Annotated in this window: 17 protein-coding genes; 12 read left to right on the forward strand and 5 right to left on the reverse strand. The window is 66.0% G+C overall.

The features are described from left to right. Positions 1-42 precede the first annotated feature (42 nt). The 4 genes from E5A73_RS07170 to E5A73_RS07185 are packed head-to-tail and all read left to right on the forward strand — an operon-like array spanning position 43 to position 5,114. Positions 43-1,848, forward strand: coding sequence for an IlvD/Edd family dehydratase (locus E5A73_RS07170; RefSeq protein WP_135963089.1), 1,806 nt, complete (start codon positions 43-45; stop codon positions 1,846-1,848). 40 nt (positions 1,849-1,888) lie between these two features. Next, on the forward strand, positions 1,889-3,037 hold the full coding sequence (locus E5A73_RS07175) for an aldose epimerase family protein (protein ID WP_135963090.1): 1,149 nt from the start codon (positions 1,889-1,891) through the stop codon (positions 3,035-3,037). A gap of 17 nt (positions 3,038-3,054) precedes the next feature. Then, a complete protein-coding gene (locus E5A73_RS07180) occupies positions 3,055-4,200 on the forward strand; it encodes a cellulase family glycosylhydrolase (protein ID WP_135963091.1) in 1,146 nt (381 codons plus the stop codon). Further along, positions 4,200-5,114 (forward strand): family 43 glycosylhydrolase, encoded by a 915-nt coding sequence (locus E5A73_RS07185; protein ID WP_135963092.1) that lies wholly within the window; start codon positions 4,200-4,202, stop codon positions 5,112-5,114. Before E5A73_RS07180 ends, E5A73_RS07185 begins: the two co-directional genes overlap by 1 nt. A gap of 162 nt (positions 5,115-5,276) precedes the next feature. Here E5A73_RS07185 and E5A73_RS07190 read toward each other — a convergent pair whose 3' ends face one another. Together E5A73_RS07190 and E5A73_RS07195 are read right to left on the reverse strand one after the other, a co-directional pair. Continuing rightward, positions 5,277-7,124 carry a HAMP domain-containing methyl-accepting chemotaxis protein gene (locus E5A73_RS07190; protein WP_135963093.1) on the reverse strand — a complete coding sequence of 616 codons (1,848 nt, stop codon included), beginning with the start codon at positions 7,122-7,124 and terminating at the stop codon, positions 5,277-5,279. A 281-nt stretch (positions 7,125-7,405) separates the two neighbouring features. Continuing rightward, positions 7,406-8,152, reverse strand: a complete 747-nt coding sequence (locus tag E5A73_RS07195) for a FadR/GntR family transcriptional regulator (RefSeq protein ID WP_135963094.1) — start codon at positions 8,150-8,152, stop codon at positions 7,406-7,408. A gap of 195 nt (positions 8,153-8,347) precedes the next feature. Here E5A73_RS07195 and E5A73_RS07200 point away from each other — a divergent pair, with 195 nt between their 5' ends. Genes E5A73_RS07200 through E5A73_RS07220 form a run of 5 tightly spaced genes read left to right on the forward strand, consistent with a single transcriptional unit; the run spans position 8,348 to position 14,428 of the window. Next, positions 8,348-9,982: a sodium:solute symporter family transporter gene (locus E5A73_RS07200; protein ID WP_135963095.1), complete on the forward strand. Its 1,635-nt coding sequence runs from the start codon at positions 8,348-8,350 to the stop codon at positions 9,980-9,982. Then, on the forward strand, positions 9,973-10,845 hold the full coding sequence (locus E5A73_RS07205; protein WP_135963096.1) for a 2-dehydro-3-deoxygalactonokinase: 873 nt from the start codon (positions 9,973-9,975) through the stop codon (positions 10,843-10,845). Before E5A73_RS07200 ends, E5A73_RS07205 begins: the two co-directional genes overlap by 10 nt. Beyond that, positions 10,842-11,471 carry a 2-dehydro-3-deoxy-6-phosphogalactonate aldolase gene (locus E5A73_RS07210; RefSeq protein WP_135963097.1) on the forward strand — a complete coding sequence of 210 codons (630 nt, stop codon included), beginning with the start codon at positions 10,842-10,844 and terminating at the stop codon, positions 11,469-11,471. The genes E5A73_RS07205 and E5A73_RS07210 overlap by 4 nt, the downstream gene beginning before the upstream one ends. Before the next feature lie 39 nt (positions 11,472-11,510). Then, the gene (locus E5A73_RS07215) at positions 11,511-13,010 is read left to right on the forward strand and encodes a tryptophan halogenase family protein (RefSeq protein ID WP_135963098.1); all 1,500 of its coding nucleotides are present in this window, start codon (positions 11,511-11,513) and stop codon (positions 13,008-13,010) included. Further along, a complete protein-coding gene (locus tag E5A73_RS07220; protein ID WP_135963099.1) occupies positions 13,007-14,428 on the forward strand; it encodes a tryptophan 7-halogenase in 1,422 nt (473 codons plus the stop codon). The genes E5A73_RS07215 and E5A73_RS07220 overlap by 4 nt, the downstream gene beginning before the upstream one ends. A gap of 75 nt (positions 14,429-14,503) precedes the next feature. Here E5A73_RS07220 and E5A73_RS07225 read toward each other — a convergent pair whose 3' ends face one another. The 3 genes from E5A73_RS07225 to E5A73_RS07235 all read right to left on the reverse strand — a co-directional run bounded on the left by E5A73_RS07225 (position 14,504) and on the right by E5A73_RS07235 (position 20,433). Further along, the gene (locus E5A73_RS07225; RefSeq protein ID WP_135963169.1) at positions 14,504-15,952 is read right to left on the reverse strand and encodes an efflux transporter outer membrane subunit; all 1,449 of its coding nucleotides are present in this window, start codon (positions 15,950-15,952) and stop codon (positions 14,504-14,506) included. Between the two features lie 119 nt (positions 15,953-16,071). Beyond that, positions 16,072-19,263, reverse strand: a complete 3,192-nt coding sequence (locus E5A73_RS07230) for an efflux RND transporter permease subunit (RefSeq protein WP_135963100.1) — start codon at positions 19,261-19,263, stop codon at positions 16,072-16,074. A 6-nt stretch (positions 19,264-19,269) separates the two neighbouring features. Beyond that, positions 19,270-20,433, reverse strand: coding sequence for an efflux RND transporter periplasmic adaptor subunit (locus E5A73_RS07235; protein ID WP_420822562.1), 1,164 nt, complete (start codon positions 20,431-20,433; stop codon positions 19,270-19,272). Positions 20,434-20,884: 451 nt separating this feature from the next. On the opposite strand from E5A73_RS07235, the gene hisS reads away from it, so the two are divergent. From hisS to prmC, 3 genes are read left to right on the forward strand one after another with little or no spacing between them, the layout of a single operon-like run. Beyond that, entirely contained in the window at positions 20,885-22,129 is a 1,245-nt protein-coding gene (gene hisS, locus E5A73_RS07240; protein ID WP_135963102.1) for a histidine--tRNA ligase, read from the forward strand. Next, positions 22,126-23,199, forward strand: coding sequence for a peptide chain release factor 1 (prfA, locus tag E5A73_RS07245; RefSeq protein ID WP_135963103.1), 1,074 nt, complete (start codon positions 22,126-22,128; stop codon positions 23,197-23,199). Before hisS ends, prfA begins: the two co-directional genes overlap by 4 nt. A 9-nt stretch (positions 23,200-23,208) precedes the next feature. Next, positions 23,209-24,021 carry a peptide chain release factor N(5)-glutamine methyltransferase gene (prmC, locus tag E5A73_RS07250; RefSeq protein ID WP_135963104.1) on the forward strand — a complete coding sequence of 271 codons (813 nt, stop codon included), beginning with the start codon at positions 23,209-23,211 and terminating at the stop codon, positions 24,019-24,021. Positions 24,022-24,056 lie beyond the last annotated feature (35 nt).

A 24,056-nucleotide genomic window follows, 5' to 3' on the forward strand; every position in this document is an offset into this window, starting at 1 on the left:
AGCGGTGCTTCTGTAAAGACAATTACCCCACCGGAGAGGTGAATGAGCGACGCGGAAAACGGTTCGAATGGCGGTCGTCCGCCGCTGAGGTCGCGCGCCTGGTTTGACAATCCTGCCAATCCCGACATGACTGCGCTGTATGTCGAGCGCTATCTCAATTTCGGCATCAGCCTCGACGAGATTCAGTCGGGCCGGCCGATCATCGGCATCGCGCAGACCGGCAGCGATCTCTCGCCGTGCAACCGGCATCATCTCGTGTTGGCGGATCGCTTGCGTGAGGGCATTCGCGACGCGGGCGGGATCGCGCTCGAATTCGGTACGCATCCCATCCAGGAGACCGGCAAGCGCCCGACCGCCGGACTCGATCGCAACCTGCAATATCTCAGCCTCGTCGAAACGATCTATGGCTATCCGATGGACGGTGTCGTGCTGACCATCGGCTGCGACAAGACGACCCCCGCTGCGCTGATGGCGGCGGCGACGGTCAACATCCCGTCGATCGCGCTGTCGGTCGGCCCGATGCTCAACGGTTGGTTCAAGGGCGAGCGCACAGGCTCGGGCACGATCGTGTGGAAGGCGCGCGAGATGCTCGCTGCGGGCGAGATCGATTATCAGGGATTCCTCAAGCTGGTCGCCTCTTCCGCGCCGTCCACCGGCTGGTGCAACACCATGGGCACCGCGACGACGATGAACTCGTTGTGCGAGGCGCTCGGCATGTCGCTGCCCGGCTCGGCGGCGATCCCCGCGCCCTATCGTGACCGGCAGGAAAATGCCTACCGTACCGGCCTGCAGATCGTCGAGATGACGCTCAATGACCGCAAGCCCAGCGACATCCTGACCCGCACGGCGTTCATGAACGCGATCCGAGTCAATTCGGCGATCGGCGGCTCGACCAACGCGCCGATCCACTTGAACGCGATCGCGCGCCATATCGGCGTCGAACTCAGCCTGACCGATTGGGAAGCGCACGGGTCGGATATCCCGCTGGTGGTCAACCTCCAGCCCGCCGGCAAATATCTCGGCGAGGATTTCTATCGCGCCGGCGGCGTGCCTGCGGTGATGGGGCAATTGCTCCGCGCCGGGCTGATCGACGGCAGCGCACTGACGGTCAACGGCAAGACCGTCGCGGACAATGTCGCGACTGCCGAGAGCGAGGACACCGACGTGATCTTCCCGCTCGACGCACCGATGAAGCCGGCGGCGGGCCTGACCGTCCTCAAGGGCAATCTGTTCGACAACGCCGTGATGAAGCTCAGCGTGATCTCGGACGAGTTCCGCAGCCGCTATCTCAGCAATCCCGACGATCCCGAAGCGTTCGAAGGCGTCGCGGTCGTATTCGACGGCCCCGAGGACTATCATCACCGCATCGACGATCCCTCGGTCGGCATCGACACCAATTCGATCCTGATCATGCGCGGCGCGGGCCCGGTCGGCTATCCGGGCGGCGCCGAAGTCGTCAACATGCGCCCGCCCACCGCGCTGATCCAGGCGGGCGTCCACGCATTGCCCTGCCTCGGCGACGGCCGCCAGTCCGGCACCAGCGGTTCGCCCTCGATCCTCAACGCGGCGCCCGAAGCCGCGGTCGGTGGCGGGCTCGCTTTGGTCCAGACCGGCGATCGCATCCGCATCGATCTCAGGAACCGCACCGCGAACATGCTCGTCGACGATGCCGAGATCGCCCGCCGCCGCGAAGCGCTCGCGGTGGATTACGTGCCCGAGGCGCAGACGCCGTGGCAGGAAATCCATCGCAACCTGGTCGGCCAGTTCGATACCGGCGCGGTGTTCGAGATGGCGGTAAAATATCAGCGGATCGCTCAGACCAAGGGCATTCCGCGCGACAGCCATTGACCCGGCACTGATCAAAACAAAAAATCGAGGGAGAGAGACGATGAAGACCTTCGCAGCTTTGGGAGTAGTCGCCGCCATGGCTATCGCCGCTCCCGCCGACGCCGCCACCGCCAAGCGCGGTACCTTCGGCAAGCTTCCCGACGGCCGCACCATCGATGCGGTTTTGCTCACCAATGCGCGCGGCGTATCGGCGAACATCATCGCCTATGGCGCGTCGATCCAGTCGCTGGTGCTGCCCGATCGCGCCGGCAAGAAGGCCGATATCGCGCTTGGGCATGATACGATCGGCGACTATCTGAAATATCCCAACTTCATCGGCGCCACGGTCGGCCGCTTCGCCAATCGCATCGACGGCGGCCGCTTCAAGCTCGACGGCCGCGACTATCAGACCCCGCTCAACGACGGCGTCAATTCGCTCCACGGCGGCAGCGCCGGCTTCGACAAGGTGTTGTGGCAGGTCGTCTCGGTGAAGAACGGCCCGACCGCGTCGGTGACGTTGCGCTATGTCAGCCCCGATGGCGATCAGGGCTATCCCGGCACGCTGACCGTCGACGCGACCTACGCGCTCGACGAGGCGAACAACCTGACGATCGAATATGTCGCGACCACCGACAAGGCGACGATCGTCAACATCTCGAACCACGCATATTGGAACCTGTCGGGCGAGGGCTCGGCCAACGGCGCGATGGGGCACATCGTCACCATCCCGGCGGACTCGATCACCCCGGTCAACGAGACGTTGATCCCGACCGGCGTGTTCCGCCCCGTCGTCGGCACCGTGTTCGATTTTCGCAAGCCGCGCGCGATCGGCGACCGCGTCCGCGACGCCAGCGACAAGCAGATCGTCTATGGCCGCGGCTACGACCATAATTGGGTGATCGGCCGCAAGGTCACCAACACCCAGCATCTGATGTCGCGCGTTTCCGATCCGGTCTCGGGCCGCAGCTTCGAATTGTGGTCGAACCAGCCGGGGCTGCAATTCTATTCGGGCAATTTCCTCAACGGCACCTTCTCGGGCAAGGCCGACAAGATCTATCGTGAGGGCGACGCGATCGTGATGGAGCCGCAGATCTTCCCCGATGCGGTCAACCAGAAGGGCTTCCCCGAGGCGCGGCTCGAGCCCGGCCAGACCTATCGCAACATCATGACGTACAAGTTCGGCAGCGGCGCCACCGCCGCGCGCCGCTGATCCGGGGGAGAGACCAGATGATCCGTCGTAGCTTCCTTCTCTCGGCGACCGCGCTCGCCTTCGTCGCGGGCGTTTCCCCCGCCGAGGCCCGCGATCAGTGGACCAAGGCGCAGGCCAATAAATGGCATGCGACGCAGCCCTGGCAGGTCGGCGCCAACTACACGCCGGCCACCGCGATCAACCAGCTCGAGATGTTCCAGGCCGAAACCTGGGATCCCAAGCGCATCGACCTCGAGCTCGGCTGGGCCGAGGCGATGGGGATGAACGTGATGCGGGTGAACCTGCACCATCTGCTCTGGGAGACCGATGCCGCCGGCCTCAAGCGCCGCATGGACGAATTCATGACGATCGCGGCCAGGCACAAGATCAAGACCTTGTGGATCTTCTTCGACAGCTGCTGGGATCCCAATCCGGTCGCCGGCCCGCAGCATCCGCCGATCCCCGGCGTCCACAATTCGGGCTCGCTGCAGTCGCCTGGCGCCGATCGCCTCAAGGACGCGTCGCAATACGGCAAGCTCGAAGCCTATGTGAAGGACGTCGTCACGACGTTTGCCAAGGACGATCGCATCGTCGGCTGGGACGTGTGGAACGAGCCCAACAATGGCGGCGGCGGCAATTACAAGCCGACTCCGGACAAGAACAAATATGTCGCATTGCTGTTGCCCCGCCTGTTCGACGCCGCGCGCGCCGCGAACCCCGTCCAGCCGCTCACTTCGGGCGTCTGGATCGGCGAGCATTGGGACGATCTGAACAAGGTCGACGCCGTCGAGAAGATCCAGATCCGCGAGTCCGACGTGCTCAGCTTCCACGATTACAGCTGGGCGGAGACGTTCGAGAAGCGCGCACGCCAGATGCTGAGCTATGGCCGCCCGGTCTGGTGCACCGAGTACATGGCGCGCGGCAACGGCTCGACCTTCGACAACACGCTGCCGATCGGCAAGAAGCTCAACATCGCGATGTACAATTGGGGCTTTGTCGACGGCAAGATGCAGACCCGCCTGCCGTGGGACAGCTGGAAGAAGCCCTACACCTATGAGGAGCCGACGATCTGGTTCCACGACATCCTCTACTTCGACGGCAAGCCGTATCGTCAGGCCGAAGTCGATTTGATCAGGCGCCTCGCCACTTCGCCGCGCGGGATGGTCCCCGCAGCGGGCAAGTGATGCGCGGCTTGTTGTTCGCGGTGCTGCTGGCGGGGATTCCGTCGGCAGCATCCGCGCAGGAAGTGAAGTCGGTCTTCGCCGGCGCCGATCCCGACATCGAGGTGTCCGACGGGCAATATTGGATCTATACCACCGGAGGCGACGAGAGCCTGTCGGTCTGGTCCTCGCCAGACAAGGTCAAATGGACGCGCGGCGAGCCGCTGGTCCGCCTCAAGGACGTGGCCTGGGCGGATGACGATCGCGTACGCCATTTCCTCTGGGCGCCCGACATGGTCCAGGCGAACGGCAGCTGGCATTTCTATTATTCGGTCGGGCCGCAGAACCCGACCCCGAGCCGAATTGGCGTTGCCACGTGCAAGGGCCCGGCGGGGCCCTGCACCGATAGCGGCAAGCCACTAGTCACCGGCGGCAACGGCTTCGAAGCGATCGATCCTGCGGTGTTCGTCGATCCGAAGACCAAGACACCCTATCTCTATGCTGGCGGCAGCGCCGGCGCGAAGTTGCGGGCCTGGGTGCTCAAGCCCGACATGGTCAGCATCGACCATGAAGTGAAGGTGGAAACCCCGCCCAACTTCACCGAAGGCGCGTTCATGCACTATCGCAAGGGCATCTATTATCTGTCCTATTCGGCGGGGCGATGGAACGATGCGAGCTATCAGATCCACTACGCCGTAGCGCTGTCGCCGACCGGGCCGTGGCGTTATGGCGGACCTTTGCTCGTCGGCGACAAGCGCTATCGCGGGCCGGGGCACCACAGCTTCTTCGAGGACCCGAAGGACGGCAAATGGTACATCGCCTATCACCGCTGGGAAGGGCAGATCGGCGACGGACCCTATAACGGCGAGCGCCGCGTCGCGATCCAGCCGATCCAGTATCGGGACGACGGGGTGATCGATACGATCAGGATGAAGTGACCAGTCTTTCCTCGCGAGGCGGGGTAGGATTTGAGAGCGGGCCTTCTTGCACTCTGTTCCCCGACGAAGGCCGGGGCCCAGTATCGGCGAACAGGCAAGGGCATCCCGCCGGCGCGAATTGTCGGCAACTGGGGCCCGGCCTTCGCCGGGGAACAGAGGGTTCTAGAACGACGCCCAGTCGCCGCCGCCGTTCGCCATTGCAGTGACGGGAAGCGCCCGCACCGGCGAGACATAGCCTGCAGCCTTGGCTGCGGGCTTCGCCGGGGCGCTCGCGCGTACCGTCACCGGGCGCACGCCGCCACCAACGTTGAACTTGGACGCCTGCTCGCTGAGCGCGGCGACTTCACCGCTCAGGTTGCGCGCCGCCGCCGAGGTTTCTTCGACCATCGCGGCGTTCTGCTGAGTCGACTGGTCCATCGTCCCGATCGCGATCGAGATTTCGGTGATCGCAGTCGACTGGGCCTGGTTGTCGCTGGCCATCTGGCCGAGCAGCGCATGGACCTCGCTCACGTCGCCCGAGATGTCGGCGAGCGCATGGTCTACCTTGCTGACCATCTCCACCGCCGCGACGATATCGGTCTGCGTGGCGGTCAGCTGATCGCGCGCGCGTGCTGCTTCCTCTTCGGAGCGCATCGCGAGTGCGGAGACAAGGTCCGCGACTACTGCAAATCCGCGGCCCGCTTCGCCGGCGCGGCCGGCTTCGACGGCGGCGTTCATCGCGAGAACCCGCGTCTGGAATGCGATCTTGTCGAGCCCCTCGATGACCGAATCGATGCCCTTGGCACCGTCCGCGACGCGGCCCATCGCCTGCACCGCCTGGTCGGCGATCGCGCGGCCGCCGGAGACCGTGGCGATCGCGCCGTCGGCACGCTCGACGGTGCGGCCGGCGGAAGCCGCGGTCGCCTTGAGGCGTCCGTCCATCTGCGTCACCGCCGCCGAAGTCTGTTCGAGGCTCGCGGCATTGGCTTCGGTGCGGCGCGCGAGATCCTCCGAGGCCTGGGCGATCTCGCCCGAGCCGGTGCGGATCGTCATCGCGCTCTCCATCACCGTGCCGATCAGGTTGCGCAGCTCGGACGCGGCGGCATTGAAGTTGACCTTGAGCGATTCATAGGTCGGCGCGAACGCCTCTTCGATCTCGCTGGTCAGGTCGCCCTGCGCCAGCCTGCCCAGATTGGCCTCGAGCGTTTCGATCACGCGCTGCTGTTCGGCGTCCGCGATCTTCTTGGCCGCGTCGGTCTTCTGCTTGTCGACAGCCGCCTCGCGGAACACGAGCACTGCCTTGGCCATCGCGCCGATCTCGTCGCCGCGCGTCGTACCGGGAATATCCACGGCATTGTCGCCGCTGGCCAGCTTGTTCATCACGCCGGTCATCTGCGCCACCGGCGCCGCTATGCCGCGCGAGAGCAGCCAGCCGAGCAGTATCGCGAGCGCCACTGCGAATGCGCCGCCGATCCAGATCGCCCAGGTGGCTGAAGCGACGGCCGCGTCCTCATGTGCAATCTTTTCCTCGACGCGCTCTTCCTGCGTATCCGCGATTTCCTTGATCAGCGGACGAATCTCGCCGAGCATCTTGACGCCGGAAAGTTCGCCCGCCTCGCCGCGCGTCGCGGGATTGCGTGCGAGCCGGATGATGTTGTCGAGCTTCTCGCGCAGCGTCTTCACGTTGACGATCAGCCGATCGGCGCGATCATGCTGTTCCTTCGACGTCGAATATTCCTTGAATTCGTCGACCGTCTTGAAGAATTTCTCGCCATTCTCGGTATAAGTTTTGAAGAACTCGTCCTTGCCCAGGATGGCGAAGCCGCGCGCAGCATTCTGTTGCTCGAGCACGCCGGTGAGCAGCTTCTGGCTGATCTCCAGCGCGCGAAGCGAGCGTTCCTTTTCGTCGCCCGCGCTGGCCAGCGTGGAGAGGTTGACGAATACGATCGCGCCGACGCCGGCGAAGATCACGATCAGCGCGGCGAAGGCGCCGGCGAGCTTTCGCGAAATGGGGATGTTCTGCAACGACATCAAAGGCTCCGTACCTATGGTCCCGGCAGAGCACCCGCCGAGCCGGCCGCCGCGAACCCGTCCCTCGCCCCCGCGGGTCCGACGCGTCGGTCATCAAGCCATCATAGGAGAAGTCGAAGACGGTTAAGCGCCGGAAACCGCATATTATTCTGCGGGTCTGGTGGCGTGTGCCCCGGCCTGATGCGCTTCCCGCGCCATTTCTGCCCCTTAGCGTCCATCCTTGGTAGAGGTTGGCTGAACCAGCCCTTGCGCGCAGGGCCGGCAGGCCGCGACGCGAAGGTTCAGCCCTCTACCGTCCGCGCTTCGACATCGTCGATCAGATCGAGCACGTCGCCGATCAGCGCGCGCATCGCGGCGCGTGCCGCGTCGGGATCGTGCGCCGCGATCGCGTCGCGGACCGCGGCATGATCGGCGACGTTGGCGCTGCGGCCCTTGAGGCGGTTGGTGAAGCGGATCGAAGTGCGCAGCGCGGTGCCGACGACATCCCGGAACTGTGCATAAAAGGGATTGCCGGAGGCGCGCAGGATCGCGACGTGAAAGGCGATATCGGCCTCGAGCGTATCCTCCAGCCCCTGTTCGGCGGCGACCATCCGCTCGAGCCCCTGGGTGATCCGCGCTAGCTCGTCGGGGGTGCCGACGCGCGCCGCCAGCGCCGCCGCTTCGGGCTCGATCGCGACGCGGAGCTGGTTGAACTGGCGCAGCAGATCGATCGAGAATTGCCGCTCGAGCAGCCAGCGCAGCACGTCAGTGTCGAACAAATTCCAGTTGGTCGCCGGCTGGACCACCGTGCCCTGGCGCGGGCGGGCGCTGAGCAGCCCCTTGGCAGTGAGCATCTTGACGGCCTCGCGCGTCACCGATCGGCTGACGCCGTGCTGCTTGGCCAGTTCGGCCTCGGTCGGGAAGGCTTCGCTCTCGTAACGGCCGGTGACGATTGCGCGTCCCAAGCTGTCGAGCATGCCATACGTGAGGTTGCGGCCGAGCTGGGGCCGCGCGTCCTCCGCACCTAGAGTCGGATAGTTGACTGCCATCCCCCGTCGCCTCTCGATCGGCCCAGACAAGATGTCGGGACCCCTCCTCGTCATTGTTTGACCCACGTTAGCGGAGTGCCGGCGCTGGACAAGTCCAATAAATACGATAAATGAACCACGTCGCCGCTGAAGGTGGCGCGGCGGGCAGAAAGCGCGGCACGAGCCGCCGGCGCTCGGGGGCAGGGAGGAAGCTGGATGACGAGTCTCTCGCAGATCGATCTCATCGTCGTGATCGTCTACGCTATCGGTATTTTCGGTCTTGCCCAGTGGGTTAGTCGAGAAAAAGCCGGGCATTCCAAAGACACGTCGGACTATTTTCTTGCCTCCAAATCCCTGCCCTGGTGGGCGATTGGCGCGTCGCTGATCGCGGCCAATATTTCCGCCGAGCAGATCGTCGGCATGGCCGGATCGGGCTATGCGATCGGCCTCGCGATCGCGTCCTATGAGTGGATGGCGGCGCTGACCTTGCTGATCGTCGGCAAGTTCTTCCTGCCTATCTTCCTCAAGAACGAAATCTACACGATGCCGCAGTTCCTCGAGCAGCGGTTCGGCCGCGTGCTCCCGGTGCTGATGGCGGTGTTCTGGCTCGCGCTCTATGTCTTCGTGAACCTCACGTCGATCATCTGGCTGGGCTCGATCGCGGTCAACAAGGTGGCGGGCGTCGACCAGACCGCGGCGCTGATCGCGCTCGGCGGCTTTGCGCTGCTCTATCAGCTGTATGGCGGGCTCAAGGCGGTCGCGCTCACCGACATCGTCCAGGTGACGCTGCTCGTGCTCGGCGGCCTCGTCGTCTCCTATCTCACGCTCAACCAGATCGGTGGCGATCGGGGCGTTCTCGCCGGCTTCGGCGTGCTGACCGAACGCGTCCCGAGCCATTTCGACATGATCCTCGCGCAGGACAATCCCTTCTACAAGGATCTGCCGGGCATCGCCGTGCTGGTCGGCGGCATGTGGATCGCCAACCTGTCTTACTGGGGCTTCAACCAGTACATCATCCAGCGTGCGCTTGCCGCGAAGAACCTCGGCGAAGCGCAGAAGGGTGTGGTGTTCGCCGCCTATCTCAAGCTGCTGATGCCGGTGATCATCGTGCTGCCCGGCATCGCCGCGGTGGTGCTCGCCCCCGAACTCGCAAAGCCCGACGAAGCCTATCCGACGATGATGAAGCTGCTGCCGCCGGGGCTGCTCGGCCTGGTCTTCGCGGCTTTGATCGCGGCGATCATCGCGTCGACTGCATCCAAGATCAATTCGATCGCGACGATCTTCACGCTCGATCTCTATGCCAAGGCGCGCGGCATGAAGACGCGCGGCGAGGACGGCATCGCCGTGGTCGAGGGGCAGGAAAAGCATCTCGTCCTCGTCGGTCGCATCGTCGCCGCGATTGCGGTGGTGATCGCGATCATCGCCGCCAGGCCGCTGATCGGCCAGTCCGACCAGGCCTTCCAGTTCATCCAGGAATTCTCGGGCTTCTTCACGCCGGGGATCACGGTGATCTTCCTGCTCGGCCTGTTCTGGAAGCCCGCTACCGAAGCCGGCGCGATCGTCGCTGCGGTCACGTCGGTGCTGCTATCTTACATACTGAAGAAAGGCATCCCGTCAGACTTCCTGCCCGACGCGCTGAACGACTATCTCTTTCCGTTCATGAACCGGATGATGTTCGTTTTCGTCGTCAGCCTGTTCCTCGCGATGGTCGTATCACTGGTCTTCCGCGGCCGCGGCGACGCCAACCGAGTGCGGATGGACGGCGTCAGCTTCCGCACCACCGGCGCGTTTAATATCGCCAGCGTCGGCGTGATCCTCATCCTCATCGCATTGTACGCGACCTGGTGGTGAGTTTCGGCAGCCGCTTCCTCGCCGTCGACTGGGGCACGACCAATCGGCGCGTGTTCCTGATCGACGGCGGCGCGGTCGCGCGGACCGAGCGGGACCATCACGGCGTTACCGCGGTCGAGGACTTCGCGGCGGAGGCCGCGGCGATCCGCGAGCGGTTCGGCGACCTGCCGATGCTGCTTGCCGGAATGGTCGGCTCCAACATCGGCTGGCGGCCGGCTCCCTATGTCGCTGCGCCTGCCGGCGTGGCCGAGGTGGCGGCGGGGCTGCTGTGGATCGATGGCCGCACCGCGATCGTCCCCGGTATCTCGACCCTGGTCGGCGGTCGGCCGGACGTCATGCGCGGCGAGGAAGTTCAGCTTCTCGGCGCAGTCGCGGCGGGGCTGGTTCCGGCAAGTTCGCTGCTCGCGCAGCCTGGCACCCATTGCAAATGGGTGGAGATGGAGCACGGCAGGATCGCCGATTTCGTCACCGCGATGACCGGCGAGTTGTTCTCGCTGCTGCGCACCCACGGGTTGCTGGCGGCGCAGCTGGACGGCGACGTCACGCTCGGCGCCGCATTCCTCGAAGGCGTGGAGGAAGGCAAACGCCGGGATCTCGCGGCTTCGCTGTTCGGTATCCGGGCCGCAAAGCTGCTGGGCCGACGCGACGATGCTGACGCCACCTCCTATGCCTCGGGCTTGCTGATTGGCACCGATGTCGCCACGCGGCTTGCCACCTCGGGGCACGACACCGTCCATATCCTTGCCGATCCAGCGCTCGGCGGCCTCTATTCGGCGGCGATCGAGGCCAATGGCCGCGCCGCGCGTTTGATCGACAGCCACGCCGCGTTCGTCGCGGGCATCAACGAGATTGTGAAGCAATGAGCCATATCGCCGCCTTCGACGCCGCCTTTGCGCGCTGCCCGCTGATCGCCATCCTGCGCGGCGTGAAGCCCGACGAAGTCGAAGGCATCGGCGACGCGCTGGTCGACGCCGGCTTCACGCTGATCGAAGTGCCGATGAATTCGCCCGATCCGCTCGACAGCATCGCCCGGCTCGCCCGCCGGTTCGAAGGCCGGGCAGTGATCGGTGCCGGCACCGTCCTGCGCGAAAGCCAGGTCGAGCAGGTGCGCGCGGCGGGGGGCACGATGATCATCTCGCCCAACGCGAACATCGCGGTCATCGCCGCCAGTGCAAGCGCCGGCATGGTGTCGCTGCCCGGCATCGCCACGCCGAGCGAGGCCTTCGCCGCGATCGACGCGGGTGCGACGGCGCTCAAGCTGTTCCCGGCGGAAGGATCGAGCCCCGGCATCCTCAAGGCGATGCGCGCAGTGCTGCCAAAGGACCTGCGGCTGCTCCCGGTCGGCGGTGTGGCCCCCGACAACATGGCTCCCTGGCGTGAGGCCGGCGCCGCCGGGTTCGGTCTGGGCTCGGCGCTGTACAAGCCCGGCCTGACCGCCGCCGAGGTCGGCGAGCGGGCACGCGCGTTCGTTTCGGCGCTGGCACGCTGACCCGGTAATCGCCTACACCCGCCCCCGGAGGGGAGCGAAGTGAATCAGCCACGCAAGAAAGTGATCGTCGTCGGCGGCGGCACCGCCGGCTGGATGGCCGCATCGGCGCTCGCCAGGCTGTTGCCGCACGCGGCCAGCGTCGAACTGATCGAATCCGCCGAGATCGGCATCGTCGGAGTCGGTGAGGCGACGCTCCCGCACCTGCGCGCCTTCATTCAAACGCTCGGGCTCGACGAGGCCGAGTTCATGGCCGCCACCCACGCCACCTACAAGCTCGGTATCGAGTTCCGCGATTTCGGCAAGCCGGGCGACGCCTATCTCCATCCGTTCGGCGATTTCGGACGGCCGCTCAATGACGTCCCGTTCCTCCACTGGTGGCTGCGGATGCACGCGAGGGGCCAGGGCGGCGACATCGGCGATTACTGCGTCGCCAACGTCATGGCGGCGCAGCGGCGTTTTGCGCCGCCCGCCGCCGATCCGGACTCGCTGCTGTCAGCGTATAGCTATGCCTATCAATTCGACGCGACGCGCTTCGGACCCTTTCTGCGCGGCTTCGCCGAGAAGCATGGCGTCAAGCGTACCGAGGGCCGCATCGTATCGGTCGAGCGCGACGCCGAAACTGGCGACGTCGCCGCATTGCTGCTCGAAAGCGGCGCGCGGATCGAGGGGGATTTGTTCGTCGATTGTTCGGGCTTCCGCAGCCTGCTGCTCGGCGCCGCACTCGGTGAGGATTGGGAAGATTGGTCGCACTGGCTGCCCTGCGACCGCGCGATGGCGCTGCCTTGCGCATCGCCGCCGGGCGAGATCGAACCGCTCACCCGCGCCACCGCGATGCCGGCCGGATGGCGCTGGCGCATTCCGCTCCAGCACCGAATCGGCAACGGCTATGTCTATTCGAGCACGCATCTCTCCGACGAGGATGCAGCGGCCGCGATCCTCGCCGCAGTCGAGGGCGATCCGCTCGCCGATCCGCGGGTGCTGCGCTTCCGTGCCGGTCGGCGCAAGCGCAGCTGGTCGCACAACGTAGTCGCGGTCGGGCTTGCGTCGGGCTTCCTCGAGCCGCTCGAATCGACCAGCATCTATCTGGTCCAGGTCGCGATCCAGCAGTTGATCGACCTGTTCCCGATCGGCGCGATCGAGAATTCCGACCGCGACGAATTCAACGCGCAGGTCGATTACGAATATGATCGGATCCGCGACTTCCTGATCCTCCACTACCATGCCAGCACGCGCGACGATTCGGCCTTCTGGCGCGAAGCGCGGCACATGCCGATCCCCGACAGTCTTACCGAAAAGATCGAACTGTTCCGCCGCGCCGGGCGCATCCAGCGCTACAGCCGCGGCCTGTTCTTCGCGCCGAGCTGGATCGCGGTGCTGATCGGCCAGGGCGTGATGCCCGAGAGTTGGGACCAGCGCGTCGACGCCGCCAATCCGCACGAACTCGGCCACGCACTCGATCGCCTGCGCGCGCAGATCGCCCGCGACGTGGCGACGCTCCCCGGCCATGGCGCCGCACTGGGCTTGCAGGAACCGGCATGAGCGATCGCGCGATCCGCAGCATTGCCATCCTCGGCGGCGGCATCGTGGGTCTGTCCGCCGCGGCCGCCTTTGCCCGTGCGTTGCCGCAGCTCGCAATCACCGTGATCGAGACACCCCCCGATCCCGCTGCGCTCGCCGATCGCCTGCCCGGCAGCACGAGCGCGATCCACCGCTTCCACGCCAGTATCGGTCTCGAAGAGCAGGCGCTGCTCCGCGCCGGGGCCGCGGTCCCGCGGCTCGGTCTCCGCTTCCGGAATTGGCCGGCCGGCGCGGAGACCTGGTACCATGTCCATGGCGAGCACGGTGCCGCTGCCGGCAAGGTCGCGTTTCATCAGCTCTGGGCGCGCGCGCGGCGCGAGGGCCGTGCCGATGCCTGGCACCTTTACGCCGCCGCCGGCGTGCTCGCCGAAGCGGGCAAGTTCGCGCATCCGCAGCCCGACACGCCGCTCGCCGCATTCGACTATGCGCTGCGCCTGGAGCCTGGGCGCTATCGGGAAACCCTCGCCACGCTCGCCGACAGGCTCGGCGTCACGCGGCGATCCGGTACGTTCGGAAGTGCCGAGCAGCGCGAGGATGGCGCCGTTGCAGCTCTGCTGCTGGTCGACGGCCAGCGCATCGCGGCAGATTTGTACCTCGACGCTTCGGGTCCCGCTGCCCCGCTGGCAAATCTAATGTCCCAGGGCTTCGAAGATTGGGGCAGCATGCTTCCCTATCATCACGTGGAGATCGGGGAGGGGCCTGCCAGCGCCGCCGATCCCAACGACACGATCATCGGCGGCGCGCAGGGCTGGCAGTTCGCATCCCCGCTGGGAGCCAGGACCTTTCTTGGAAGCGTCCACGCATCGCCGGCGACAATCGACGCGCATTCCGTCGCGATCCGCCCCGGCCGGCGCAGCGAACCCTGGTGCCGCAACGTCCTCGCGCTCGGCGATGCGGCGGTCGCGCTCGATCCGCTGCATTGGCCCAATCTTCACCTGGCGCAGAGCGGCATAGCACGCGCGATCGAGCTGCTGCCGGGCCGCGACTGCCACCCGGTCGAGATCGCCGAATATAATCGCCGCGCACGCGCCGAGGCCGAGCAGATGCGCGACTTCCAGGTGCTGCATTATCTCCGCACGGGCGCGAACACCGAAGTGCCGCACAGCTTAGCGGCGATGCTCGAGCAGTTCGAGCGGCGCGGACGGTTCGTCCACCAGGATGAGGACAGCCTGCTCGAGGAGGTGTGGATCTCGGCGCTGTTTGGACTGGGGGTGTTGCCGCGCGACATCGACCCGCTCGCTGCGGCGGTACCTGCGGATTCGGCTGCAGCGGGGATGGCGGGGATGCGCAGCCAACTCGCTCGGTTGCCTGCCGGCCTGCCTAGTTTCGGCGACTATCTCGCGCGCGGCGGAGCGCCTGCCCCACCTCGTTCGTGCTGAGCCTGTCGAAGCACGGCTCCCCCAGCATGTCGGGTGAAGTATGGGGCCCTTCGACAAGCTCAGGGCGAACGGAGGTTAGGGCTGAGTAGCCGCCGCTTCCGGTCCCTGCGGCGTAGCCCGCAGCAGCGAATCCCCGCCCAAAGTCCGGTACAAGGTCACCAGATTGCTCGCTTGCACCAGCCGGGTGTTCACCAGCGTACGCCGCGCCGAATAGAGCGAGCGTTGCGAATCGAGGCTTGACAGGAAGGTGTCGATCCCGCCGCGATAGCGGGCTTCGGCGAGCCGGAAAGTGTCGGCCGCGGCATCGGTCTGCGCCTGTGTCGCGCGGAGCTGCTCGGTAATCGTCCCGCGCCGCGCCAGCGCATCGGCGACTTCGCGGAACGCCGACTGGATCGCGCGCTCATAGGTCGCGATCGCCGCCTCGCGCTGCGCCTCGGTCAGCCGGACATTGGCGCGACCCGCTCCTGCGTTGAAGATCGAGTAACTCGCATCGGCGCCACCCGACCAATTGAACCCGCCCCCGCTGAACAGCCCGGTCAGCGCATTGCTCGCCAGCCCGAGCAGCCCGGTCAGCGAGATGCGCGGGAACAAGGCAGCGCGTGCCGCACCGATCCCGGCATTGGCGGCACGCAGCGAATATTCGGCCTGCACCACGTCAGGCCGGCGCAGCAGCACGCTCGAATCCACCCCCGCCGGCAATTCGGCGATCGTCGGTGCGGCTTCGTCGAGCGAGACGGGGAGGAGCGTCAGATCCACCGGCGCGCCGATCAGCAGCTGAAGCGCATTGATATCCTGCGCCAGCGCGGTGCGCTGCTCGGCCAGATCGGCGCGTGCGCCTTCGAGCACTTGTTCGGCTTGGCGCAGGTCGGTGCGCGGCGCGACTCCGCCCTGCAGCCGGGCGCGGGTCAGCCGCACGCTGTTCTCGGCATTGCCTGCGGTATCCTGCGCGATCTGCAGCAGGCTGGCATCGGCGGCGTAGCGCAGCCAGGCATCTGCGATGTCGCCGACCAGCGTCAGCCAGGTCGCACGCGCCCCTGCTTCGGTAGCGAAATAGCGGTTCTGCTCGGCGCGGGTGAGCGATGCGACACGACCGAACAAGTCGAGCTCGAAGCCGGTGATGCCGACATCGGCGGAGAAGCTGGTTCGCGCACCCGTCCCGCCGCTGTTCGTACCGGTCGAACTACGTTGTCCGCTGGACACTGTAGCGCCGGCGCTCGTGCCGATCTCGGGCAGGCGGTCGGCGCGCTGGATACGATATTGCTCGCGCGCCGCGCGGATGTTGGCCGCGGCCACCCGCAGGTCGCGATTCTCGATCAAAGCCCGGGCGATCAGCGCCTGCAGTCGGGCATCGCGGAAGATGTCGCGATAGGTGACTGCGGGCAGGGTGGCTTCGCTGTTCGCCAGATAGGCGTCACCCACCGGCCAGGACGGCGGAACCGGTGCCGCCGGCTGAAGGTATTTCGGCTCCATCGAGCAGCCCGCGAGGGCAAGCGCGAGCAGGGCGGCGCCCGCCCGTATCGTCATCCCGGCCTTGAGCCGGGATCCATCGTGCGGCCAGGTGAAAGGGAAGAGAAGATAACCTTTCGATTGCGGCACGCTGGACCCCGGCACTCCGGCCGGGGTGACGGAATAGACGGCGCGGCTCACGCTGCAACCTCCGGCGGATCGTTCCGCCGGCCCCGTTCGCGGATCGCCTTCAGCCCGTCGCGCACCCCGCGGCGGACCAGCACGAAGAACAAGGGGATGTAGAAGATCGCCAGGATCGTGGCGGTCAGCATCCCGCCGATCACCGCCGTGCCGATCGCGATGCGGCTGTTGGCGCCGGCGCCGGTCGAGATCGCCAGCGGCATCACGCCGAAGATGAAGGCGAGGCTGGTCATCAGGATCGGGCGCAAGCGGATACGTGCCGCCTCGATCGCCGCGTCGATCACCCGCTTGCCTTCCTTCTCGGCGCGTTCGGCGAATTCGATCATCAGGATCGCGTTCTTGGCGGCGAGCCCCATCGTGGTGAGCAGCCCGATCTGGAGATAGACATCGTTCTGCAAGCCGCGCAAAGTCACCGCGAACACCGCGCCGACCAACCCCAGCGGGATCACCAGCAGCACCGCGAGCGGGATCGACCAGCTTTCATAGAGCGCGGCGAGGCACAGGAACACGACGAGCAGCGACACCGCATAGAGATACGGCGCCTGCCCCGAGGACAGCCGCTCCTGGAAGGACAGCCCGGACCAGGCAACGCTGGTCCCCGGGATCTGCGCGGCGAGCTCCGCCATCCGCTGCATCGCGTCGCCCGAGCTCTTGCCGGGCGCTGCCTGGCCCTGGATCTCGAATGCCGGAATGCCCTGGAAGCGCGACATCGTCGTCGGCGCAGTCGCCCAGCTGGTCCGCGCGAACGAGGAGAAGGGCGCCATCTCGCCGCTGCGCGTGCGGACGAACCACTCGTCGATATTGTCCGGGCTCGCACGATATTGCGCGTCGCCCTGGACATAGACGCGCTTTACCCGGCCGCGGTCGATGAAGTCGTTGACGTATCGGCCGCCCCAGGCGGTCGACAGCGTCGAATTGACGTCGCTCTGGCTCACGCCGAGCGCGGCGAGCTTTTGCTGGTCGATGTCGATCTTGAGCGTCGCCACGTCTGGCAGATCCGACAGGCGCACCTGCGCCAGTTCGCCATCGGCGTTGGCGGCGGCAAGCAATTTGTCGCGCGCGGCGAGGAACTGCTCGCGCGGCATGCCGCTGGCGTTCTGGAGCTGCATCGTGAAGCCGCTCGACTGGCCAAGGCCGCGGATTGCCGGCGGCACCAAGGCGAAAACCTGCGCGTCGCGGAAGTTGTGGAACGCGCCCGACGCGCGCTGGACGATCGCCTCGGCGCCATTCTCCTTGCCCTTGCGATCCGACCAGTCGGCGAGGTTGACGAAGCCCTGGCCGGTATTCTGGCCGCTCGCACCACCGCCGCCCCCGCCGCCGGTGACGGTGAACATCACCGAGGTGTTCTTGGCTTCCTGCTCCGTGAAATAGCGCTCGACTGCGCGCTGCACTTCCTGCGTGCGGCTCTGCGTGGCGCCGGCGGGCAGGCGGAACTGCACCGACGCCGCGCCCTGGTCCTCGGTCGGCAGGAAGCCGGTGGGCAGGCGGGTGAACATCAGCACCAGCAGCAGGCAGACGCCGGCATAGATCAGCAGGTACAGCCATTTACGGTTGACCACCGTGGTGACTGCGCCGGCATAACGCTCGACGCCGCGCTCGAAATTGCGGTTGAAGCCGTCGCGTGCGCGGCCGAAGAACCGGCCGACTGCAGGGAAACGCCGCTCGATCCAGCCGCCCTTATGCTCGCTCTTCTTGAGCAGAGTCGCGGTCAGCGCGGGGGTGAGGATCAGCGCGACCAGCACCGACAGCACCATCGCCGAGACCATCGTCACCGAGAATTGCCGGTAGATCACCCCGGTCGAGCCGCCGAAGAACGCCATCGGCAGAAACACTGCCGAGAGCACCAATGCGATGCCGACCAGCGCCATCTGGATCTGCTCCATCGACTTGATCGTGGCGTCGCGGGGGCTGAGGTCGGGATCCTCCTCCATCAGCCGCTCGACATTCTCGACCACGACGATCGCATCGTCGACGAGCAGGCCGATCGCCAGCACCAGCCCGAACAGAGTCATCGTATTGATCGAGAAGCCGAGCGCGTAGAACACCGCGAACGTGCCGAGCAGCACCACCGGCACCGCGACGAACGGGATCAGGGTCGCGCGCCAGCTCTGCAGGAAGACGAACATCACGATCACGACGAGGATGATCGCCTCGATCAGCGTCTTGACCACTTCCTCGATCGAAAGCTTGATGAACGCAGTGGTGTCGTTGGCGAAAGCGAATTTGAAGCCGGCGGGGAAGCCGCGCGCGATCTCCTCCACCCGCGCTTTGACCAGTTCGGCCGTTTCGAGCGCGTCGGCGCCGGGGGCGAGGCTGACTGCGATGCCTGCGCCGGGATGGCCGTTGACTCGGCTGACCGCGTTGTAGCTCTCGGCGCCGAGCTCGACGCGCGCGACATCCTTGAGCAGCACGTTGGCGCCGCTGGTCTCGGTCTTGAGGATGATCTTTTCGAACTGCGCGGGAGTTTGCAGCCGCGACTGCGCGGTGACCGTGGCGTTGAGCATCTGCGTGCTCGGCTGCGGCTGGCCGCCGATCTCGCCCGCCGCGACTTCGGTATTCTGGTTGGTGATCGCGGTGATCACGTCGCTCGGCATCAGCGCATAGCTGGCCAGCCGATCGGGGTTCAGCCAGATCCGCATCGCATAAGGCGCGCCGAACACGTTGGTGTCGCCCACCCCCGGGGTGCGTGCGAGCTGGTCCTGCATGTTCGACGCCATCCAGTCCGAAACGTCCTGGTTGGTGCGTTTGTCGGTCTCGTCATAGACGCCGACGATCATCAGAAAGTCGGGGTTGGATTTGGTGACGCGCAGCCCCTGCTGCTGGACCTGCTGGGGTAGGCGGGACAGCGCCTGCTGGACCTGGTTCTGGACCTGGACCTGCGCGATATCCGGATCGGTGCCCTTCTCGAACGTCGCCGAGATGTTGACCGCGCCGCGCGAAGTCGAGGACGAGCTGAAATAGATCAGCCCGTCGATCCCGGTCAGCTGCTGCTCGATCACCTGGGTGACCGAATTCTGCACGGTCTCCGCCGAGGCACCCGGATAGGAAGCGCGGATGTTGACCTGGGGCGGTGCGACGTCGGGATATTGCGCGATCGGCAGCGACAGGATCGCGCCGACGCCCAGCAGCATGACGATGATCGCGATCACCCAGGCAAAGATCGGGCGATCGATGAATATGCGGGACATGCGCGGTCAGCCGCCCTTCTTGGCGGTGGCGCCTTGCGCGCCTTGGCCTTCTTGGGGCGCCTCGATCTTCTGCGGCGTAGTGACGGGGACCGGACGGATCTCGGCGTCGGGACGCAGATTGGCGGTGCCCTGGACGATCACCTTGTCGCCCGGCGCAAGGCCCTGGGTGACCACCCAGTTCGCACCAATCGTGCGCTCGGCGACGACGGTGCGCGCGACCGCGCGGTTACCCGGGCCGACGACATAGACCGTGGCGTTACCACGCGGATCGCGCGACAGCCCGGCCTGCGGCACGAGGAAGGCCTGCTTGTTGATCGCCTGCGAGAAGGCGGCGCGGGCGAACATGCCCGGCAGCAATATGCCCTCCGGGTTCGGGAAGCGCGCACGCAGCGTCACTGTCCCGGTATTGGCGTTGACCATCACTTCGGCGAACTCGACCGTCCCGGTCTGACCATAGTCGCTGCCGTCCTCGAGCTTGAGGCGGACGACGGCGCTGGCCGGGGCAAGCCCGCCCTGCGCGAGCGACTTGCGCAATGCGAGCATGTCGGCACTCGATTGCTGGATATCGACATAGATCGGGTCGAGCCGCTGGATCACCGCGAGCGGGTCGGTCTGGTTGGTGGTGACCAGTGCGCCTTCGGTGAACAGCGAGCGGCCGATCCGGCCGGTGATCGGCGCGGGCACCTTGGTGAAGCGCAAATTGATCTGCGCGGTGCGCAGCTGGGCATTGTTCTGCGCCACAGCAGCCGCCGCCTGGCGCGCCTGGGCTGCGGCGTCGGTATAATCCTGCTGGCTCACCGCCTCCATCTTGGCGAGCGGGCGATAGCGATCGGCGCGGATCCGTGCCGCCTCCGCCGTGGCGCGTGCGCTTTGGAGGTTGGCTTCGGCCTCGGACGCCTGCGCCTGATAGAGGCTGGGATCGATCTGGTAGAGCGTCTGGCCCGCGCGGACGATCGATCCCTCGGTGAAGAATCGCCGCCGGACGATGCCGGCGACCTGGGGCCGCACTTCGGACATCTGGAAGGCGGTCACCCGGCCGGAGAGCTCGGTGACGACCGGGACGCTCGTCGGCTGCACGACGACGAAGCCGACCTGCACCGGGCCGGTCTGCTCGTGGCCGCCCTTTTTCTGCGCGCCGCCGCCGCCGCAGCCGGTGAGCAGAAGCGCCACAGCAAGCGCGGTGGCCGATAGGCCGGAGAGGTTCAAAGGTTTCAGATTCAATTCGCAGACCCGCTCGTAGCGCCTTGGAGGCGGCGCAGTTCAGTTCCGAAACTCGCCCATAGGACAGCTGGTTGCGCGGCGACTAGGGAAGAAATGTATCAGAGTGTGTCAGACACAATCCGGATACACGATAGGTCCGGATACACGAAAGGCCGTTTCCCCGCGGGGAAACGGCCTTTCCATTGTCAGTCGCTGCGGCGAGCGACCATAATCAATGCCTCAGCAAGCGGCTCCGACGAAGCCGACCGAACCCTGAGTGCGCGCCGCAGACGGCGTAAGACAATGAGACATTCGATCACCTCCTTCCATGTTGTTGAACTCGAACGGGAATATGGGCGGATCGCGACGCGTTTAAAGGGAGTGGCGCAAATTTTCTGAACGCCCTAGAAACCCGGCCGAAATGGCACGTATCGAAACCCCCAAGCGCATCCGGGGCACCCAGGACATTTTCGGCGACGAGCAGCGGCGTTTCGCCACGGTGCTCGACACGTTCGATCGCGTCAGGCGGCTCTATTGCTTCCAGCGGCTCGAGATTCCGATCTTCGAGGCGACCGGTGTATTCGCCCGCTCGATGGGCGAGACCAGCGACGTCGTCTCGAAGGAGATGTACACGTTCGAGGACCGCGGCGGCGATTCGTTGACCCTTCGCCCCGAATTCACCGCCGGCATCGCCCGCGCCTACATCACCGAGGGCTGGCAGCAATATGCGCCGCTCAAGCTCGCCACATCGGGCCCGGTGTTCCGCTACGAACGCCCGCAAAAAGGCCGTTTTCGCCAGTTCCACCAGATCGACGCCGAGATCATCGGCGCGGCCGAGCCGGCGGCGGACGTCGAATTGCTCGTGCTGGCTGACCAGCTGCTGAAGGAGCTCGGCATCGCCGAGGGCGTGACGCTCCAGCTCAACACCTTGGGCGACGCCGAGACCCGCGATGCATGGCGCACGGCTCTGGTCGCGCATTTCGAAGCGCACCGCTATGCGTTGTCCGAAGACAGCCAGGTCCGGCTCGACAAGAACCCGATGCGGATCCTCGATTCGAAGGACCCGCGCGACCGCCCGATCGCCGACAGCGCGCCCGATATCGACGCCTATCTTACCGAGGAGGCCGCGGCCTTCTTCAAGGCAGTCACCGACGGCCTCGACGCGGCCGGGGTGCAATGGACCCGCAACAGCCGCCTCGTCCGCGGCCTCGATTATTACCGCCACACCGCCTTCGAGTTCGTCACCGATCGGCTCGGCGCACAGGGCACGGTCCTTGCGGGCGGACGCTATGACGGCCTGATCGGCTCGCTCGGCGGTCCCGAAACGCCAGGCGTGGGCTGGGCAGCCGGTGTCGAGCGGCTGGCAATGCTGATTGAAGAGCCGGCGATCGAGCAAACCGACATAATCCTCGTTATCGAAGAAGATCCGGCGTTGAATGTCGGCTTTCGAGCGCTGAAGCTGTTTCGCGAAAACGGGCTCTCCGCTGAAATGATCGCCACCGGTTCGCCGCGGAAAAGATACGACAAGGCACTGAAAGTCGGGGCGAAGGTTATCGTCTCCATTCGCGGAGATGGTGACTCATCGAATATCAGCACGCGGGCGGACACGGGCGTCCAGGAGCATGTGCAGGTCAAGGAATTGATTTTGCGGTTGGTCGGCGCATGATCTCCATCCCCGCCGACCGCATCGCCGCGATCGAGGCACGCCGCGACGAGTTGCAGGCGCAGATGGCGACCGGCGAGTTGCCGGGCGACAAATACGTCCAGGTCTCCAAGGAATATGCCGAGCTCGAGCCGGTGGCGCAGGCCGCAGGCGAAGTCCGCCGGCTCCGCGCCGAGGCGGGCAGCCTCCAGCACATGACGCAGGATGCCGACGAAGAACTGCGAGCGATGGCAGTCGAGGAACTGCGCGCCAACGACGCCGCGCTGGGCGCCGCCGAGCGGTTCCTCGCGCTGGCATTGCTGCCCCGCGACGCTGCCGACGAGCGCCCCGCGATGCTCGAGATCCGCGCCGGCGTCGGCGGGGACGAGGCGGCGTTGTTCGCCGGCGATCTGCTGCGCATGTACCAGCGTTATGCCGATCGCATGGGCTGGCGGATCGAGCTGATCACCGCATCCGAATCGGAATATGGCGGCTATAAGGAAGTCGTGCTCAGCGTCACCGGCGTCGGCGTGTTCGCCAAATTGAAGTTCGAGAGCGGCGTCCACCGCGTTCAGCGCGTGCCCGCGACCGAGGCCGGCGGGCGCATCCACACTTCTGCGGCGACGGTAGCGGTGCTTCCCGAAGCCGAGGAAGCCGACATCAAGATCGACGACAAGGACCTCCGGATCGACATCTATCGCGCCTCGGGGCCGGGCGGGCAGGGGGTCAACACCACCGATTCGGCGGTGCGGATCACGCATATTCCGACCAACACCGTCGTCATCCAGCAGGACGAGCGCTCGCAGCTCAAGAACAAGACCAAGGCGATGAAGGTGCTCCGCACGCGGCTGTACGAGGCCGAGCGCGAGCGGCTGAATTCGGCACGGGCGGGTGCGCGCCAGACGATGGTCGGCTCGGGCGACCGCTCCGAGCGCATCCGGACCTATAGTTATCCACAGGGCCGAGTGACCGATCACCGCATCAACCTGACGCTCCACCGCCTGCCCGAAATCCTCGAAGGCGAGCTCGACGAACTGATCGGAGCGCTGACCGCGCAGGATGAAGCTGACCGGCTGGCCCAGCTGGATGGGTGACGGGCCGCTTTGATACGGGTAGCCCTCGCAGAAGCGGCGCAACGCCTCTCGGCCGTCACCGATACCCCCCGTCTCGACGCCGAACTCCTCATGGCCCACGCTCTAGGCATCCCGCGCCAGGACCTCCTCCTTCGCCACCTCGACGATGCCGTGCCGGCCACCTTCGAACCTCTCGTTCAGCGCCGCCTCACCCACGAGCCGATTGCCTATATCACCGGCACCCGCGCCTTCTGGACGATCGAGCTGCAGGTCGGTCCCGGCGCGCTGATCCCGCGGCCGGATAGCGAGACTCTGATCGAGACCGCGATCGACTATTTCGACGAGCGCGCGCCGACGCGAATCCTCGATCTCGGCACCGGCCCCGGCACCCTGTTGCTCGCTGCGCTCGATCAGTGGCCCGAAGCGCGCGGGATCGGCGTCGACTCGTCGGAGCGGGCGCTGGAATATGGGCGCAGCAACGCCGATCGCCTCGGCATGGGGCACCGCGCCGAATTCCGCCTCGGCGACTGGGCGCTCGGCATCGACGGCCAGTTCGATCTCATCCTCGCCAACCCCCCTTATATCGGCACGCAAGAGCAGCTCCCGGCCGAGGTTCGCGACCATGAGCCGGCCTCGGCACTGTTCGCCGGTGTCGATGGTCTCGACGACTATCGCCGCATCATTCCCGCGCTCCCCGATCTTCTCCTTCCAGGCGGTGCGGCGCTCCTCGAGATTGGCTGGACCCAGGCCAAAGCCGTTTCCGCGCTGGGGCTCCGGAGCGGGCTGTTGCCCGCGGTCCATAGCGATCTTGGAGGACGTCCCCGCGTGGTACTACTTACTTGAAACCGAAGTACCGGTGCCCCATATTTCCTCTTGGA

This window comes from Sphingomonas gei (assembly GCF_004792685.1).
In the GTDB taxonomy this organism is placed as follows: Bacteria; Pseudomonadota; Alphaproteobacteria; order Sphingomonadales; family Sphingomonadaceae; genus Sphingomonas; species Sphingomonas gei.